The organism is Gordonia paraffinivorans, from assembly GCF_900683595.1.
GTDB lineage: Bacteria > Actinomycetota > Actinomycetes > Mycobacteriales > Mycobacteriaceae > Gordonia > Gordonia paraffinivorans.
In genome coordinates, this window is sequence record NZ_CAACYD010000003.1 from 123,265 (window position 1) to 138,851 (window position 15,587).

General features: G+C 68.6%; 14 protein-coding genes. 4 read left to right on the top strand and 10 right to left on the bottom strand.

The features are described from left to right. Positions 1-58: 58 nt before the first annotated feature. The 5 genes from nrdF to E1P53_RS01380 form a co-directional block, all read right to left on the bottom strand. Positions 59-1,057: a class 1b ribonucleoside-diphosphate reductase subunit beta gene (nrdF, locus tag E1P53_RS01360; RefSeq protein WP_006898595.1), complete on the bottom strand. Its 999-nt coding sequence runs from the start codon at positions 1,055-1,057 to the stop codon at positions 59-61. Positions 1,058-1,124: 67 nt separating this feature from the next. Next, positions 1,125-3,317 carry a class 1b ribonucleoside-diphosphate reductase subunit alpha gene (gene nrdE, locus E1P53_RS01365; protein WP_131733237.1) on the bottom strand — a complete coding sequence of 731 codons (2,193 nt, stop codon included), beginning with the start codon at positions 3,315-3,317 and terminating at the stop codon, positions 1,125-1,127. A 98-nt stretch (positions 3,318-3,415) separates the two neighbouring features. Continuing rightward, complete coding sequence (gene nrdI, locus E1P53_RS01370; RefSeq protein WP_006898597.1) at positions 3,416-3,877, bottom strand: class Ib ribonucleoside-diphosphate reductase assembly flavoprotein NrdI; 462 nt, start codon at positions 3,875-3,877, stop codon at positions 3,416-3,418. A 280-nt stretch (positions 3,878-4,157) separates the two neighbouring features. Beyond that, positions 4,158-4,394: a redoxin NrdH gene (locus E1P53_RS01375; protein WP_006898598.1), complete on the bottom strand. Its 237-nt coding sequence runs from the start codon at positions 4,392-4,394 to the stop codon at positions 4,158-4,160. A gap of 445 nt (positions 4,395-4,839) precedes the next feature. Further along, the gene (locus E1P53_RS01380) at positions 4,840-5,397 is read right to left on the bottom strand and encodes an NAD(P)H-dependent oxidoreductase (protein WP_131733238.1); all 558 of its coding nucleotides are present in this window, start codon (positions 5,395-5,397) and stop codon (positions 4,840-4,842) included. A gap of 109 nt (positions 5,398-5,506) precedes the next feature. Between E1P53_RS01380 and E1P53_RS01385 the strand changes: the two genes are divergently transcribed. Together E1P53_RS01385 and hpxO are read left to right on the top strand one after the other, a co-directional pair. Continuing rightward, positions 5,507-6,133 (top strand): TetR/AcrR family transcriptional regulator, encoded by a 627-nt coding sequence (locus tag E1P53_RS01385; protein ID WP_006898600.1) that lies wholly within the window; start codon positions 5,507-5,509, stop codon positions 6,131-6,133. Positions 6,134-6,262: 129 nt separating this feature from the next. Then, the gene (gene hpxO / locus E1P53_RS01390) at positions 6,263-7,420 is read left to right on the top strand and encodes an FAD-dependent urate hydroxylase HpxO (protein WP_040526188.1); all 1,158 of its coding nucleotides are present in this window, start codon (positions 6,263-6,265) and stop codon (positions 7,418-7,420) included. 32 nt (positions 7,421-7,452) lie between these two features. Here hpxO and eccB read toward each other — a convergent pair whose 3' ends face one another. Then, the gene (eccB, locus tag E1P53_RS01395) at positions 7,453-8,931 is read right to left on the bottom strand and encodes a type VII secretion protein EccB (protein WP_131733239.1); all 1,479 of its coding nucleotides are present in this window, start codon (positions 8,929-8,931) and stop codon (positions 7,453-7,455) included. A gap of 223 nt (positions 8,932-9,154) precedes the next feature. Here eccB and eccE point away from each other — a divergent pair, with 223 nt between their 5' ends. Then, the gene (eccE, locus tag E1P53_RS01400; RefSeq protein WP_230823216.1) at positions 9,155-10,846 is read left to right on the top strand and encodes a type VII secretion protein EccE; all 1,692 of its coding nucleotides are present in this window, start codon (positions 9,155-9,157) and stop codon (positions 10,844-10,846) included. Between the two features lie 16 nt (positions 10,847-10,862). Here eccE and manA read toward each other — a convergent pair whose 3' ends face one another. The 3 genes from manA to E1P53_RS01415 form a co-directional block, all read right to left on the bottom strand. Beyond that, the gene (gene manA, locus E1P53_RS01405) at positions 10,863-12,170 is read right to left on the bottom strand and encodes a mannose-6-phosphate isomerase, class I (RefSeq protein WP_006898605.1); all 1,308 of its coding nucleotides are present in this window, start codon (positions 12,168-12,170) and stop codon (positions 10,863-10,865) included. Beyond that, positions 12,167-13,312, bottom strand: coding sequence for a hypothetical protein (locus E1P53_RS01410; protein WP_006898606.1), 1,146 nt, complete (start codon positions 13,310-13,312; stop codon positions 12,167-12,169). The genes manA and E1P53_RS01410 overlap by 4 nt, the downstream gene beginning before the upstream one ends. 203 nt (positions 13,313-13,515) lie before the next feature. After that, the gene (locus E1P53_RS01415; protein WP_085950484.1) at positions 13,516-14,046 is read right to left on the bottom strand and encodes a DUF3499 domain-containing protein; all 531 of its coding nucleotides are present in this window, start codon (positions 14,044-14,046) and stop codon (positions 13,516-13,518) included. 105 nt (positions 14,047-14,151) lie between these two features. On the opposite strand from E1P53_RS01415, the gene E1P53_RS01420 reads away from it, so the two are divergent. Beyond that, the gene (locus E1P53_RS01420) at positions 14,152-14,688 is read left to right on the top strand and encodes a metallopeptidase family protein (RefSeq protein WP_131733241.1); all 537 of its coding nucleotides are present in this window, start codon (positions 14,152-14,154) and stop codon (positions 14,686-14,688) included. A 154-nt stretch (positions 14,689-14,842) separates the two neighbouring features. Here the strand turns inward: E1P53_RS01420 and E1P53_RS21080 are convergent, their stop codons facing one another. Continuing rightward, positions 14,843-15,340, bottom strand: coding sequence for a WhiB family transcriptional regulator (locus tag E1P53_RS21080; RefSeq protein WP_131733242.1), 498 nt, complete (start codon positions 15,338-15,340; stop codon positions 14,843-14,845). Positions 15,341-15,587: the final 247 nt, after the last annotated feature.

The following is a 15,587-nucleotide window of genomic DNA, read 5'->3' on the forward strand; positions in this document are numbered from 1 at the left end:
GGATTTCGTAGAAGTGGTAGGCGCTATGCGCCTACCACTTCTACGAAATCCTGACCGTCTAGAAGTCCCAGTCCTCGTCTTCGGTGTTGACGGCCTTGCCGATGACGTACGAGCTGCCCGACCCCGAGAAGAAGTCGTGGTTCTCGTCGGCGTTCGGCGACAGCGCCGACAAGATCGCCGGGTTCACGTCGGTCTCGTCCTTCGGGAACATCGCCTCGTAGCCGAGATTCATCAGGGCCTTGTTGGCGTTGTAACGCAGGAACTTCTTGACGTCCTCGGTGAGTCCGACCTCGTCGTAGAGAGCCTCGGTGTAGTCGCTCTCGTTGTCGTACAGCTCGAACAGCAGCTCGAAGGTGTAGTCCTTGAGCTCCTGACGGCGCTCCGGCGACTGGGTCTCCAGGCCGCGCTGGTACTTGTAGCCGATGTAGTAGCCGTGGACGGCCTCGTCGCGGATGATGAGGCGGATGAGGTCGGCTGTGTTGGTGAGCTTGGCGCGGCTCGACCAGTACATCGGCAGGTAGAAGCCCGAGTAGAACAGGAACGACTCGAGCAGCGTCGAGGCGACCTTGCGCTTGAGCGGGTCGTCGCCACGGTAGTAGTCCATGACGATGTGCGCCTTGCGCTGGAGGTTCTCGTTCTCCTCCGACCAGCGGAAGGCCTCGTCGATCTCCTTGGTGGAACACAGCGTCGAGAAGATCGAGCTGTAGGACTTGGCGTGCACCGACTCCATGAACGCGATGTTGGTGAGCACCGCCTCCTCGTGCGGGGTGGTGGCGTCCGGGATCAGCGACACCGCGCCGACCGTGCCCTGGATGGTGTCGAGCAGCGTCAGGCCGGTGAACACCCGCATGGTGAGCTGCTTCTCGTAGTCGGTCAGCGTGCTCCACGACTGGATGTCGTTGGACACCGGGACCTTCTCCGGCAGCCAGAAGTTGCCGGTCAGGCGATCCCAGACCTCGGCGTCCTTCTCGTCGGGGACGCGGTTCCAGTTGATCGCCGACACCCGGTCGATCAGCTTGATGGGTGCGCCGTCGGCGGGGCTGTGCGTGGAGGTCATCGAATCTTCCTCATCTGGTGGTTCGAGTGGAGTCCGGAAGTATCTGAATCTGCTGCGCCGCTGCGGATCACAGCATGCACGACACGCAGCCCTCGACCTCGGTCCCCTCGAGGGCCATCTGGCGGAGGCGGATGTAGTACAGCGTCTTGATCCCCTTGCGCCACGCGTAGATCTGGGCCCGGTTGACGTCGCGCGTGGTGGCGGTGTCCTTGAAGAACAGCGTCAGGCTCAGGCCCTGGTCGACGTGCTGCGTCGCCGCGGCATAGGTGTCGATGATCTTCTCGTACCCGATCTCGTACGCGTCCTGGTAGTACTCCAGGTTCTCGTTGGTCATGTACGGCGCCGGGTAGTAGACGCGACCGATCTTGCCTTCCTTGCGGATCTCGATCTTCGCCGCGACCGGGTGGATCGAGCTGGTCGAGTGGTTGATGTAGCTGATCGAACCGGTCGGCGGCACGGCCTGCAGGTTCTGGTTGTAGATGCCGTAGCGCTGCACCGACTCCTTCAGCTCACGCCAGTCGTCCTGCGTCGGGATGTGAATCCCCGACCGCGAGAACAGCTCCCGCACCTTCTCGGTCTTCGGCTCCCACACCTGGGTGAGGTACTTCTCGAAGAACTCGCCGCTGGCGTACTTCGACCTCTCGAAGCCGGCGAACGCCCGGCCGCGCTCCTTGGCGATCTCGTTCGACGCCCGGATCGCGTGGAACGTGACCGTGTAGAAGTAGATGTTCGTGAAGTCGATGCCCTCTTCGCTGCCGTAGAAGATCCGCTCGCGGGCGAGGAAGCCGTGCAGGTTCATCTGCCCCAGGCCGATGGCGTGGGACTCGTTGTTGCCCCGCTCGATCGACGGCACCGAGGTGATGGCGGTCTGGTCGCTGACCGCGGTGAGACCGCGGATGGCGACCTCGATGGTCTTGCCGATGTCGGGCGAGTCCATCGTCTTGGCGATGTTCAGCGAGCCGAGGTTGCACGAGATGTCCTTGCCCACATGGGAGTAGGACAGATCGTCGTTGAAGGTCGACGGCGTCGAGACCTGCAGGATCTCCGAGCACAGGTTGGAGTGCGTGATCTTGCCGTCGATCGGGTTGGACCGGTTCACCGTGTCCTCGAACATGATGTACGGGTAGCCCGACTCGAACTGCAGCTCGGCGAGGGTCTGGAAGAACTCGCGCGCGTTGATCTTGGTCTTGCGGATGCGCCGGTCCTCGACCATCTCGTGGTAGCGCTCGGTGACGTTGACGTCGGCGAACGGCACGCCGTAGACGCGCTCGACGTCGTACGGGCTGAACAGGTACATGTCGTCATTGGCCTTGGCCAGGTGGAACGTGATGTCCGGGATGACGACGCCCAGCGACAGCGTCTTGATGCGGATCTTCTCGTCGGCGTTCTCGCGCTTGGTGTCGAGGAAGCGCAGGATGTCGGGGTGATGCGCGTGCAGGTACACCGCACCCGCGCCCTGACGGGCGCCGAGCTGGTTGGCGTAGGAGAACGAGTCCTCGAGCAGCTTCATGATCGGGATGACGCCCGAGCTCTGGTTCTCGATCTTCTTGATCGGGGCGCCGTGCTCGCGGATGTTGCTCAGCAGCAACGCGACACCGCCGCCGCGCTTGGACAGCTGCAGCGCAGAGTTGATCGCGCGGCCGATCGACTCCATGTTGTCCTCGATGCGAAGCAGGAAGCACGAGACCGGCTCGCCGCGCTGCTTCTTGCCCGAGTTCAGGAAGGTCGGGGTCGCCGGCTGGAACCGGCCGTCGATGATCTCGTCGACGAGGTCGCGTGCGAGGGCGGTGTCGCCGTCGGCCAGCGTCAGCGCGACCATGCAGACGCGATCCTCGAAGCGCTCGAGGTAGCGCTTCCCGTCGAAGGTCTTCAGCGTGTAGCTGGTGTAGTACTTGAACGCCCCGAGGAACGTCGGGAAGCGGAACTTCTTCTTGTAGGCGTGGCCGAAGAGCTCCTTGACGAACTCGCGGCTGTACTTCTCGAGGACCTCGGGCTCGTAGTAGTTCTCCTCGAGGAGGTAGTCGAGCTTCTCGTCGAGGTCGTGGAAGAAGACCGTGTTCTGGTTGACGTGCTGCAAAAAGTACTGCCGGGCCGCCTCGCGGTCCTTGTCGAACTGGATCTTGCCGTCCGCGTCGTACAGGTTGAGCATCGCGTTGAGCGCGTGGTAGTCGAGCTCGGCGGGGTCGTGCCCCGACGGACCGGCATGAACGCCCGACTTGCTGGCTGAGGTGGTGTCCGAGACGGTGACGGTGGGCGACACGACAGATGACTCCTTGTGGCTGGAACCTTGGGTGCAGGGTATGGGAGGGCTGTGACAGGACGGGGACGGCAGGCCCGGGGCGACGCGCTCGGCGCCGGTCAGGCGGACGTGGCGTGCAGCGACGGCCCGTCGGCGAACGCCTGGCTCTGGGCGAACTCGGCGAGTCCCGCGCGCACGCGCTCGACGTCGTCGGTGGTGCCCATCAACTCGAATCGGTACAGATAGGGCACGCGGCATTTCCGCGCGATGATGTCGCCGGCGTAGCAGAACTCCTCGCCGAAGTTCGAGTTGCCCGCGGCGATCACCCCCCTGATGAACGACCGGTTGTGTTGGTCGTTGAGGAAGCGGATCACCTGCTTGGGAACGAACCCGCCGGTCTGTCCGACCTTGCCTCCACCATACGTGGGACAGATCAGCACGTAGGGCTCGTCGACCCGGAACCCCTCGGCCCCGCCGGTCAGCGGGATCCGCACGGCGCGCATCCGAAGCTTCTCGACGAACCTGTGGGTGTTCTCGGAGACAGAGGAGAAGTAGACGATCAACGGCGATGCTGCCGACATGTCCGACTCCAAATCCTCATGGTGACGATTGACGACTCGCGCCACCGCCGTCCGCCCCGGCCTGATGGCCGGCGACGACGGCGTGTGGACTTCTCGATGACAACTGGACCGAAGTGGCCGCTTCCCGTTCCCGGGATCGCCACTCCTCGGTGCCGCGTTCCGGGATATCCGGTTCTTCGGCACCCGGTTCTCCGGCATCTCGTCACATCGCGTCGCCGCGGATCCGGCTTCCCCTTCGGATCACACCGGCGTCGGCGTCGTGACGGAACCGACGAACAGATCAGGCGGCTGCGGTGGCGAGCTTCTTGATGCGATCCGGACGGAAGCCCGACCAGTGCTCGTCGCCGGCGACCACGACCGGGGCCTGCAGGTAGCCGAGCGCCATGACGTAGTCACGGGCCTCCGGGTCCTGGCTGATGTCGACGACCTCGTAGGAGAGACCCAGCTTGTCGAGGGCCTTGTAGGTGGCGTTGCACTGGACGCATGCCGGCTTGGTGTAGACGGTGATCGAAGACATCGAGTGTTCTCCTCAGTCGTGTGTGAATCGCCAGTGACGTGCGGTTTCCCAGCGTGAAGATGGTGATCCGTGTCACCGCTTCCAGGGCCTTCTCCGAGGATCGATGCCCGCCCTCGGCGCCTGCCTCGCTGGTACTGGAAACACTACACCTAGTGGCTGACATTTCATGCCACCACAAGGGGTTGTGAATAACATCAGTGAAAGACATGCAGGTCACAGGGGTGCACGATCTCAAATTCCGGCGTGTCGCCGGCACTCCCGGCGTGTCGCCCACAGGTTGTCCAACAGTGCTCCACAACGTGTGCACCGACAGTCCACAGTCCGGTCACGGAACGGACACGAACGGTCTGCCCGACCCCGTAGCCGACCCCTGACACGACGACGCCGCGCCGGGTGGCGGTCCACCCGGCGCGGCGTCTGCGAGAGAAGACAGGAAGGACAGGCCTCAGGCGCTGACGGCCACCTCGGCGACGAGACGGTTGACCGAGGCGACGACCTTCTCCACGATCTCCGGGTGGTTCAGGCCACCCTCGGGCAGCGCGGGGATCTGCAGGCCGAGGTCGGCCTCCTCGATGGCGCGGCCACCGGCGACACCCACCGACTTGCGGGTGTCCTCGCGGGTCCACTGGCCGCCGTACTGCCCGAGCGCCGCGGAGAAGACCGCGACCGGGGTGCCGTTGAGCGCGCCGTTGCCGTACGGGCGCGAGAGCCAGTCGATGGCGTTCTTCAGCGCGGCCGGGATGGAGCCGTTGTACTCAGGGGTGGCGATGAGCACGCCGTCGGCCTTGCCGACGGCCTCGCGCAGTGCGACCACGGCGGGGTCGAGCCGGCCCTCGACGTCGATGTCCTCGCTGTAGAACGGCAGGGAGCCGAGGTTGTCGATGACGGTGACGTTGACACCGGCCGGGGCGTTGTCCGCGGCCACCTGGGCCAGCTGGCGGTTGACGGAGGCGGCGCGGAGGCTACCGACCAGCGCGACGAGTTCGACGGCTCGATCCGACATGACATTCCTTTCGAAGTGGCTACTCGGCCCTCGTGGACCGGTTACGCAATCTCTAACCGGACCAGGGTCCGATTGATTCCCGTCCGAGGTCAAGAGTTACCCTCGTCACGTGTCGAACGGCCCCGACCACTCCCCGATCCAGATCTCCGTCACCAACGCGGAGACCGAACGTGCCGACGCCGCACGTAACCGGCGGTTGTTGCTGGCCGCCGCCAAGAACCTCATCGACCACCACGGGGCCTCCGCGGTCACCATGGAGGCGGTCGCACGCGAGGCAGGTGTGGGCAAGGGCACAGTGTTCCGCCGCTTCGGCAATCGCACCGGCCTGATGCTGGCCTTGCTCGACCACTCCGAATCCGAGATGCAGCAGGCCTACCTGTCGGGCCCCGAACCTCTCGGTCCCGGGGCGCCGCCGCTCGAGCGACTGCTCGCCTACGGCCGGGCACGACTGAAGCTCACCTGCGACCACCTCGACATCCTGCTCGAGGCCGGCGGGACCGCCGAGGACTTCCTCACCCACCCGGCCGGCCGGGCGTCGACCCAACACGTTCGAATCCTGCTGCGACAGCTGGGTTTCGACGACGACGTCGAGTTCATGGCGCTGACCGTGCAGGCCCCGATGTCGGCCGGATCGGTCCGATACCTCATGCAGGAGGTCGGATTCGACCTCGAGACCATCACCGCACAGTGGCAACGGATGGTCACCGACCTCGTCCGCGCCCGCCGCACACACTGAGCGATCCCCTCGTCACACCGCCGGCCGCTCGTCGCGCGCGCGGTCCCATGTCGTCTTAGCCTGGTGACCACCACCCTCGGACCCGGCCGGGGCGTGGCGGTGCTCGTGGACGAGGAAGCGGTGGTGAGAGTGAAGGCAGTGATCGTCGGCGCGGGAATGGGCGGGATGTCTGCGGCGATCGCGCTCAAACAGCTCGGCATCGAGGTCGAGGTCTACGAACAGGTCACCGAGAACAAGCCCGTCGGTGCCGCGATCTCGGTGTGGTCCAACGGCGTCAAATGCCTGAACCACCTCGGCCTGGAGAAGGAGACCGCCGAGCTCGGCGGCATCGTCGACTCGATGAGTTACGTCGACGCCTTCACCGGTGAGACGATGTGCCGCTTCAGCATGCAGCCGCTCATCGACGAGGTCGGCCAGCGCCCGTACCCGATCGCGCGCGCCGAACTGCAGCTGATGCTGATGAACGCCTACGGGTTCGACGACATCCATTTCGGCAAGAAGGTGGTGGCCGTCCACGACGACGGCGACCGGGCCACCGTCGAATTCGCCGACGGCACCAGCGATTCCGGCGACCTGGTGATCGGCGCCGATGGCGCCAGGTCGCTGACCCGCGAATACGTGCTGGGCCACCCCGTGGAGCGCCGCTACGCCGGCTACGTCAACTTCAACGGCCTCGTCGAGGTGGACGAGCGGATCGGCCCGGCGACGGAATGGACCACGTACGTGGGAGATTCACGACGTGTCTCGGTGATGCCGGTCGCCGGCAACCGCTTCTACTTCTTCTTCGACGTCCCGATGCCCGAAGGGGTGCCGTTCGAACGCGGCACCGCCCGCGAGTTCCTCGCCGCGGAGTTCGCCGACTGGGCAGCGGGTGTGCAGACACTCATCGACAAACTCGATCCGGCGACGACGAACCGGGTCGAGATCTGCGACCTCGACCCGTTCCACACCTGGGTGAAGGGCCGTGTGGCGGTGCTCGGCGACGCCGCCCACAACACCACCCCGGACATCGGCCAGGGCGGCTGCTCCGCGATGGAGGACGCAGTGGCCCTGCAGTTCGCGTTCGAAGACAATCCCGACGATGTGTCAGCCGCGCTGGCCGCCTACCAGGCCGCCCGCACCGAACGCGCCGGCGATCTCGTGCTCCGTGCCCGCAAGCGGTGCGACGTCACCCACGGCAAGGATCCCGAGAAGACCGCGGCCTGGTACGACGAGCTCCGGCACGAGGACGGCACCACCATCATCCGCGGCATCGTGGGCAACATCATCGGCGGCCCGCTCACCTGACGGCGTGCCCGCCGCACCCCTGGACCGCGGGACTACTCCCCGTCGCGTTCGATCGCCGAGGTCTTCAGACCGTCGTGCGCGACGAGCGCGGCCTCTCGTGAGAGCGTCGGCCCCGGGGCGAGCAGCGACACCACCGACCACGGCGCGGGAGCGGGCTCCCCGGCCAGACCGAGCATCTCGGCCGTCTGCGGGTCCGGGATGCCGAACCGCACGCCCGAATCATTGACGTAGAACAGCGACTCCTTACGCGTCGAGTTGTCCTCGTTGCCGGTCACCTGCAGGTACTCCCCCGATCCCGGCGGCAGGTACACCTGGTCGAGTCCCGGTCCGGAGCCGTCCGCCGACGTGAGACGCACCGGCACCGCGCCGGATCTCAAGGGCAGGTCCCGCCCGGCCAGCAACATGGTCTCGGCCCGGGGCTCACCGGACGCCCTGGTCCAGGTGCGGCACAGGGTCGGGTCGGCCGAGGCGCCGAGCAGGGTCGGTGTGAGCTGCGGGAAGTCGGAGATGGGCAAGGTGTCGACCACCTTCAGGCTGGCGAGACGCCCCGGCGGCACCGTCCGCACCTCCGCATTCCCCTTGCTGTCGGCGAGCTGCAGGATCTCCGCGGCCGGCTCGCCGATCTGTTGAACCCCGTCTCGCAGGACGAGGTGATAGCTGGTCTCGTCGTCGACGCCCACCGACCTCACCACCGAACCGACGGTCATCCCCTCGACGGCCCCCCGCTCGCCCGCCCCGGGGATCGTCGGCACCGCGATCGGATCGACGAGGGGGAAGGCGTTGAGCAGGCCCGGCGACATGCGGCGTGGCGTCGTGCCCTCGAGTCCGAGGGCGCGCATGACCGGCGCGCTGTCGGTGTCGATCTCGGCGCGCACCGGGCTCCACGAACCGTTCCGGAACAGCTGGTAGACGAGGAAGGTCGCGTCGTCCCACCGCACCAGGATCGCGTCCGACGGCGCGGTGGTGCTCGCGGTGGCATCGCCGAGGACGGGGCGGTCCCCGATGACCGTCTGTCGGATGGACTCCGCCGAGCCGTCGTCGGAGACCTCGGTGGAGTCGCACACCGTCCACGTCGAGGTCCCCTTGTGCGCCGAGGACGGCAGCGAGCCCGGTGCGCCCGGGATACCCAGCAACGGGCCGCGCGGGTAGGACTTCAACTTGGCGTCGGCCACCGACGCCGGCCTCTCGGCACTGCCGGAGATCAGGCGCGCCGACGCGAGGTTGAGCACCGGGTGCAGGGTGTCCTCGACCAGCACGTAGGTGCTTCCGCTGTTCTTGCCGACGATGATCTTCGCGTCGCCGACCGAACCCTGCGGGCGGACGAGGCCCCACACGCCGCAGCCACCGAGGACGAGGAGGCCGAGCACCGTGCCGACCACCAGGGCCTGCAACTGGGAACGCATCGGGTCGTGCAGCATCCGCACGTCACGGCGCACGAGGGCGTGCTCGAGGCGCTTGATGAGGAAGCGGTAGCCGTTGACCTGAGCCTTGGTCGTCAGTTGACGTGCCACGACTCCCCCTGTCCGCACCGTCGGCACAGCAGCCGGGCAGGCCGTGGACGGTTGTGATCTCTCGCGGCGTACCCCCCGCCGCGCGGTAGTAGCCTAACCGACGAACAGGCCCCCGACAGGTGGGGCTCGGCGGCTGTGGACACCCGCCGGCGGAGGCGTCGACGACGCCGTATCGGGGGAACTGGGGGGCCGAAGCGTGGACGCGAACTCGCGTGCGGCAGCGATGCGCACACTCGTGGTGGTCGAGGTGATCCTCGCCGCCGGGCTCGTCATCTGGACAGCGTCGGCAAGCGTGTGGGGAGCGGCGGCCCTCGCCGTCGCGGCCGTCCTCGCCGCCGGACTGATCCGCTTCCGCGGACGCCCGTCGCTGTTCGGGCGCCTGGCCGGACGTGCCGCGTTCTCCTGGTCCCGGGTGCGGCGCAGTGCATCGGATCTGGCGCCGGCGCCGTTCGAGGTCCCGCTCGCCGGCCCGGCAAGCCATCCCTCGGCCCGACGCCCGTCGGCACCCACGACGATCGGCGCGCGGTGGGTCGGCGACACCCTCGTGACGGTCATCCGCGTCGACCCGGGCGGTCCGGCGGTGACCTACCTCGCCCCGGGATCGAGCACGCTCGCCGAGGAGGCCGGACAGCTCGTCCCGCTCGACGCCCTCGCCGACTGCGTCAACCGTTACGACATCGTCCTGAGCTCCGTCGAGGTCATCAGCCACGGTGTGCGCGTGTGGGGTTCGGGCGTCGCACCGTCGACTTACGAACGCACGCTCGGTCCGCTGGCCGCGACGGCCCAGCGGTCGATCTTCGTCGTCCTGCGCCTGGACCCGCTCGACTGCCCGGACGCGGTGGCACGACGAGGCGGAGGCGCCACCGGGGCCCTGCGCACCGCGACGATCACCACACGCCGCGTCGCCAAACGCCTCGGCGAGCACGGGCTGAGGACGACGACCCTGTCGGCCGCCCAGATCACCTCGGTCACCACGCAGCTCACCGAGGGCGCCGGCATCGACTCGCTGGAGGAGGAGTGGGACTCGGTGGGGGTCGCCGGACTCCGGATCCGCAGTGCGGCAGTAGAACCGGCAGCGCTGACGGCGACCATCCGCGACGTCTGGGTCAATCCCGCCGTGTCGACAACCCTCACCGTTCGCCTCCGCCATGTCTCCACCGATCGTCGCTCGCGCAACGACCGCGGCGAGGTGGAGGTCGCCGCTTTCGTCCGCTTCAACGAGTTCCCGGGTGCCCACCGCGCGCTGGCGACCTGGCCGGAGGGCCTGGTGCCTCTCGACGGACGCCAGTTCGACGCGCTCGGCGTGAGTCTGCCGATCGCGACCCCGACCCGCCTCGATCGGGATCTCCCGGCGCTGAGGGGCGAGGAGGCACGGGAATTCCTCCGCTCGGTGCGGCTGCCGGCGGGCGGCTGCGGCCAGCTGATCGGCGCCGACCATGCCGGGCGCGCGGTGGCGACCCGCCTCGTCGGGCCGGGCATCGCGACGGTCGCGGTGTCCGCCGGACTCCACGTCGTCGCACAGATCGCACTGCGCGCGGTCGCCGTCGGGGCCGCGGTCCGCATCCACACCGACCGTCCGCACCGGTGGGCACCGCTGGTGAATGCCGTGGCCGATCCGAGCGCCCTGTCGCTGGCCGACGACCGCGCAACGGCACGGCCCGGACCGGCACTGGTCATCGCCGACGGCGTGACGCCGCCGCCACCCCGGGCCGACACGACCCGCATGATCATCACCGCGCCCGGACTCGACGACCCGACCGGCGGCCACACGGTGACGGTGACCCAGAATCCCCGTGCGCCACAGGATCTCTCACTGACGGCCGGGAGACCCCCGGTACTCGTGACGATGGTCGCGACGCCGGACGAGTGGACGCTGATCGGCGGCTATCCCGAACCGGCGGCCGCCGCGCGCTGAACGCGCCCGAGCGAGGTCAGTCGACAGCGGCCGACGCGTGCTCCCCGACCGCGACCCCGCCCGCCTCGGCGTCGCCGGCAGACGACACCGCCACCGGCACGAGCGCCCGGTAGAACACCGTTCGCGACGACGCGGCATGGACGATGACGTCGGGGTCGGAGTCGGTGATCCACAGCGCACGACCCGCCGGCACGGTCAGCGGCGTCCCGTCCACCGGCCGCACCTCGATGGCCCCGCTGAGCACCGAGAGAATCTGCGGTCCGGGCATGTCGAAGCAGATCGACGAGGCGTGACGCAGTCCCGTGCCGTCCAACTCGACCCGCGACAACCGGAACTCCGGGGCCGGGGTGAGGTAGATCTGCTCGGCGCCGAGGGTGCGCACCGACGGCGTCAGGTCGGCCGGGTCGACCGGGGTGAAGTCGAGGATGCGCAGCAACTCGGGCACGTCGATGTGCTTGGGCGTCAGTCCGCCGCGGAGGACGTTGTCGGAGTTGGCCATGATCTCCACGCCGGTGCCCCGGAGGTAGGCGTGGAGATTGCCCGCCGGCAGGTACAGTCCTTGGCCCGGCTCGAGGTGCACGCGGTTCAGCAGAAGGGAGGCGAGCACGCCGGGGTCGTTGGGATAGTCCTCGCCGAGCTCGCACAGCGTGCGCAGCTCGGCGGTGAACTGCGTCCGCCCCTGCGCCAGCACCTCGACTGCGCCGTGCAGCACCGCCGGGACGAGCCGGCGGATCATCGCCTCGGGAAGGGTCAGCCAGGTGGTGAAGACCGCCCGGAGCCCCTCCGAATCCGGTTGTCCGGCCAGCATTCCCAGGTAATGGTCGAGCTCGCTGACCTGTAGTTCCCGCAGCAGCTCGATCGTCTTGTGCGGGTCGCGGAATCCGGCGAGGGCGTCGAACGGCGTGGTCGCGACCATCAGTTCGGGCTTGTGCCAGGGGTCGCGGTAGTTGCGGTCGCGGGCGTCGAGCGCGAGTCCGCGCGCGTTCTCCCGCTCGAACCCCTCGCGCGCCTGTTCGGCCGACGGATGGGCCTGCAGCGACAGGGGCTCCTCGGCGGCGAGGATCTTGAGCAGGAACGGCAGGCGATCGCCGAACGCCTCGGTGCTCGCCGGCCCGAGAGTCGACACCGGGTCGGCCGAGATCACGTCCACCAGTGGCTGCTCCGGACCGGACTCGTCGACGCAGCGCGCCGAACCCGCCGGGTGGGAGCCGAACCACAGTTCGGCCTCCGGATGCGCCGACGGGACAGGCCTGCCCTGGATCGACGCGATCGCCGTACGCGAACCCCACGCGTAGGGACGAACCAATCCCTCGAGAATCCTCATTGCACCGTGTTCCCAATCAGGCGGAGATACACCGCCGCCATCTCGACCCTCAATGCCACGATCAAGAAGTCCAGAACGTCGCCCGGACCGTCGGCGACCGGGTCCTCCCCCGGCAGCGGGCGCAGGTCCGACCGGGGCGCCTCGGCGGCTGCCGGCTGGTCGGCCGCGTCGACCCCGACCACGAGGTCGACGTCGCCGAGCCCCATCACACGCTGCCGCGTGTACCACTCCCGGCGCGCGGTGGAGACGACGAGGATGCGCGGGGCCTGGTCGGCCGGCGGCTCGTCGAAGTCCGGGTCGTAGAAGATCGAGTCGGTGGCCGGCGCACCACCCGAGCGGGCGGCTAACAGCCGCGACGCCCGCGCCACCTCGGCCAGTTCGGCGACGGCGCCGACGACCCCGGCGATGCCGACGAGGCCCGCCACCGCGTGCGCGGCGACCACGGTGCCCGCCGGGGAGTCCGAGGTCCAGACCGCCGGGCGGTCCTGGAGTCGGACGGCGAGGGACTTGGCCCGGTTGCGGAAAGTCTCCCGGCTCGGATGCGAGGCCGAGGCCTCGGCGTCGAGGGCGTCGGCCAGGTCGTCGAGGGCCGGCACCGGACCCGTCATCCGCACCTGGGTGAGCGCGCCGAACACCGCCAGCAGCGCGGCGACGAATCCGAAGAACCGGAACCGCGGTTCCAGGTCGAAGCGCGGGGAGAGATCGATCCCGTTGCCGCCCAACGCATCCCGTAGCGGTCCCGCAATCGGCGCGGCCACGACCACCTCCGCGCGGCGCCGCCCGGCGCGCGCGGCGGCATCGGCGAGCGCCATGTCCCCGGCGTCCTCGCCCGCCACGACGACCACGTCGAGGGGGCCCACCCAGCCCGGCAGGACCGGAGCGGTGACCACCGGCACGTCGATCCGGGACGCGACGGCGGCCACGATCAGCCCGGCGGCCCGATGGGACACCTCGCCGGCACCGTGCACGACGACCACGCTGCGCGGCCGCAACTCGGCAAGTGGTGCGAGCGCACCCTCGCGGACAGCCTCGGCGGTGGCCCGGATCTGGGCCCCCGCGAGCGCGACGGTCCGCAACAGACCGTCGGCGTCCGCGGAGAGCAACTCCTCGGCGTCGTCGAGGTCGGGGGCACCGGTACGCATGGGACCAGCGTAGCCAGCCACGGTGACACCCGTCCCGCTACACGACACACTCGTGGGCCCGATCCGGGGAATCGTCCCGGATCGGGAGATGACGGTGTCGGGTGCGTCCGTGTGGACGGAGGTCGCGCCCTGCGCGAGGTGGACGGAGGTCGCGCCCTGCGCGAGGTGGACGGGTGTCGCGCCGTGCGCGTGGCGGCGTGCGTTCAGTCGACCGGGTCCGGCAGGACACGCAGGTGTCCCCGGCGTCCCGGACGCGGACGGGTCTGGTGGCGGGGCGTCGACGAGGACGAGCCCTGGGTGAGCGGCGACTGCTGGTCGACCGGTCCGGCGCGGTGGCGGCCGGACCGACGGTCGGCGAGCGCGGCGTCCACGGCCGCGTCGACCGGGGACCTCCCGGAGTCGAGTGCGTCGAGGGAGTCGATCGACCCGCGGCCGGCGTCGAAGCCGGGACGCGGACCGCCGGCGACGGCGCCCGCCTCCCGGACGGCCTCGGCCAGTGCGGTCAGCTCGTGGTCCTCGGCCGGCACCGAGAAGCCACGTTCGCTGCGCAGCATCTCCCACCCGCGCGGCACGGTGATCCGACGCGCGTGGTCCTCGCACAGATCCCAGGAATGCGGCTCCACCGAGGTCGCCAACGGACCGATGACCGCGGTCGATTCGGCGTAGACGAAGGTCAGCGTAGCCACCGCGGATCGGGCGCAGCCGGGTCGGCAGCACAGACGGGGAAGCTTCACGAGACGAGATTAGCCCGCCTTGTCGGCAACCACTGAGCCGACACGCTCATCGACCGCCGCGGGGCAGGCGCGACACGGGTCGCCACGACCTCCTACACTCGCGCCATGCGCATCCACCCGAAGCCCGCGCGCGGCTCCCACGGCACCCCGGGCCCCTACGGCGCGCCGGGCATCCGCCGTGGTCGTCGGCGCCCGGGCCGCTTCCGGGACCGTCGCGGTCGTGGGCTGCGCTCCCCGCTGCTGCCGCAGCACGTGCCCGCCTACAACACCCGGTCCGACGAGTTCGACGCGATCGCGCTCGAGGCCTTTGCCGAGATCGACGCCAACTGGCACGACCAGCTCGCGGGTCTCGACATCGCCGTGGACGAGATCCCGCGCCTCCTCCCCCGCGACCCCGAGACCGTCGCGTGGCCCGACGAGGTGACCGCGGACGGCGCCGTGCCGCTGGCGCGGCTGATCCCGGCGGGCATGGATGTCCACGGCGAGCCGACGCGCGCCCAGATCATCCTCTTCCGCCGGCCGCTGGAATCGCGGGCGAAGAAGGGCACGGATCTGCTCGAGCTGATCCACGAGGTCCTCGTCCAGCAGGTCGCCACCCACCTCGGACTCGACGAAGACACGATCGACCGCGGACCAGAGTGATCCGCGGTCGATGATCGCGTTCGACGGCCCGCCGCCGAACTGCCGGCCGAATACGTTCGGCCCGTATGAAATTCGAATGATCGGAATTGATCCGTTCAGATGACGTCGGATCGGCGACATCTCTCGTGTCGTCGACCCGCGCCCGCCGGCGGACTCAGATGATGCCGCGCTTGAGACGCCGGCGCTCACGCTCCGACAGGCCACCCCAGATTCCGAAGCGCTCGTCGTTGTGAAGTGCGTACTCGAGGCATTCCGCCTTCACCTCGCACCCCTGGCAGATGCGCTTGGCCTCACGGGTCGAGCCGCCCTTCTCCGGGAAGAACGCCTCGGGATCGGTCTGCGCACACAGCGCCCGATCCTGCCACGATTCCTCGACGGCGTCGAAGAGCTCGTCGAATCCGTTGGGCACCAGGGCCAGATGCCGGCGACCGGAGCGGTCGTCGGCGCCACCGGCGAAATCCGAAGCGGCGTCGCCGATTTCGGGGACACTAGGGCGGGCGGTACCGCCGATCATCGAATCGTCGACGGGACCGATGCCGTGGAATCCGGCGACATCGCGGTCCGCAGAGCCGGCGACGACGGTCGAATCCGAGATGTATTGCGGGCGATCATGTGGTTCAAGCGGATTGCCGATCGGGTTTTCCAAAGCCATCGTCGGCGCCTCCTAGCTCGGGATTTCGGTCGTTAACTGTCCTTCGCGAACACGACATGTGTGCCGTACCCACCACTGCTGCCACACCACTTGTACTACGCGTCGGCGAAGTGCCTGCTCGCGTCGCACACAGCGCCCGAGCGACGGCACCTCATCCGGTGCCGACACCCTTCTTGCCGAGTTCGAACATGTGATCGAATCCGTTGGAGGCCAGCGGTTCTCGACCTCGAAGGTTCTCGATCTCAAA

Bases quoted from the DNA above. Each gene is read 5' to 3' on its own strand.
- nrdI (WP_006898597.1), bottom strand. From the start codon at position 3,877: ATGTCGGCAGCATCGCCGTTGATCGTCTACTTCTCCTCTGTCTCCGAG.
- E1P53_RS01380 (WP_131733238.1), bottom strand. From the start codon at position 5,397: ATGTCGGATCGAGCCGTCGAACTCGTCGCGCTGGTCGGTAGCCTCCGC.
- nrdF (WP_006898595.1), bottom strand. From the start codon at position 1,057: ATGACCTCCACGCACAGCCCCGCCGACGGCGCACCCATCAAGCTGATC.
- E1P53_RS01410 (WP_006898606.1), bottom strand. From the start codon at position 13,312: ATGCGTACCGGTGCCCCCGACCTCGACGACGCCGAGGAGTTGCTCTCC.
- eccE (WP_230823216.1), top strand. From the start codon at position 9,155: ATGCGCACACTCGTGGTGGTCGAGGTGATCCTCGCCGCCGGGCTCGTC.
- manA (WP_006898605.1), bottom strand. From the start codon at position 12,170: ATGAGGATTCTCGAGGGATTGGTTCGTCCCTACGCGTGGGGTTCGCGT.
- E1P53_RS21080 (WP_131733242.1), bottom strand. From the start codon at position 15,340: ATGGCTTTGGAAAACCCGATCGGCAATCCGCTTGAACCACATGATCGC.
- E1P53_RS01375 (WP_006898598.1), bottom strand. From the start codon at position 4,394: ATGTCTTCGATCACCGTCTACACCAAGCCGGCATGCGTCCAGTGCAAC.
- E1P53_RS01420 (WP_131733241.1), top strand. From the start codon at position 14,152: ATGCGCATCCACCCGAAGCCCGCGCGCGGCTCCCACGGCACCCCGGGC.